Annotated in this window: 1 protein-coding gene and 1 pseudogene; both read right to left on the bottom strand. The window is 23.1% G+C overall.

From position 1 onward, the window contains the following. Nucleotides 1-198 precede the first annotated feature (198 nt). A pseudogene (locus AB6A65_RS16430) lies at nucleotides 199-366 on the bottom strand (hypothetical protein); the annotation flags it as partial. A 12-nt stretch (nucleotides 367-378) separates the two neighbouring features. Continuing rightward, on the bottom strand, nucleotides 379-685 hold a 307-nt coding region (locus AB6A65_RS16425; RefSeq protein ID WP_192881441.1), incomplete at its 5' end, for a cytochrome b N-terminal domain-containing protein.

Genomic DNA, 685 nt, shown 5'->3' with positions numbered 1-685 from the left:
CTTTAAAGAAAATTTCTTAAAAATTGTTTTCAAAACAATTAAAATAAAGCCAAACACAACTTATAAAATTATAAAATCCTGAATTTCATAAATTATTCAAAAAACTATAAATATTATAAAATACAAAAAACTAAATACTATCCCCAACCCTATATATGGATATTCTACAACACACGCACCAATTCATGTTAACAATATTCAATTTACAACAAAAACCCAATATATAAACTTTATAAAATAATAAAATAAAGTTCTTCGAAAACGATGCTTCAAAAAAAAAGGTAAAAAATATAAAATAACCACCGATATAACTAAAGCGATTACTCCTCCAATTTTTCTAGAAATAGAACGTAAAATAGTATAAGCAAATAAAAAATATCATTCAGGTTGAATATGAACGGGAGTAACCAAAGGATTAGAAGAAATAAAATTCTCTACATCCATAAAAATATAAGGAAACAAAAAACAAATAAATAAAAAAAAAACAAAAAAGAAAGCAAATCCAAAAATATCCCTAATTCTATAATATGGATGAAAAAAAACTTTATCATATACTCTTCTTAATCCTAAAGGATTTCTAGAACCTTTTTCATGAAGAAAAAAAAGATGTAAAATCACAAAAAATAAAATTACAAAAGGTAATAGAAAATGAAAAGCAAAAAACCGAGTCAAAGTAGGATTACCT

Source organism: Rhodosalinus sp. FB01, from assembly GCF_041365715.1.
In the GTDB taxonomy this organism is placed as follows: Bacteria; Pseudomonadota; Alphaproteobacteria; order Rhodobacterales; family Rhodobacteraceae; genus Rhodosalinus.
The sequence above is the reverse complement of the archived record's forward strand: the minus strand, read 5'-3'. Positions and strand labels throughout refer to the sequence as shown.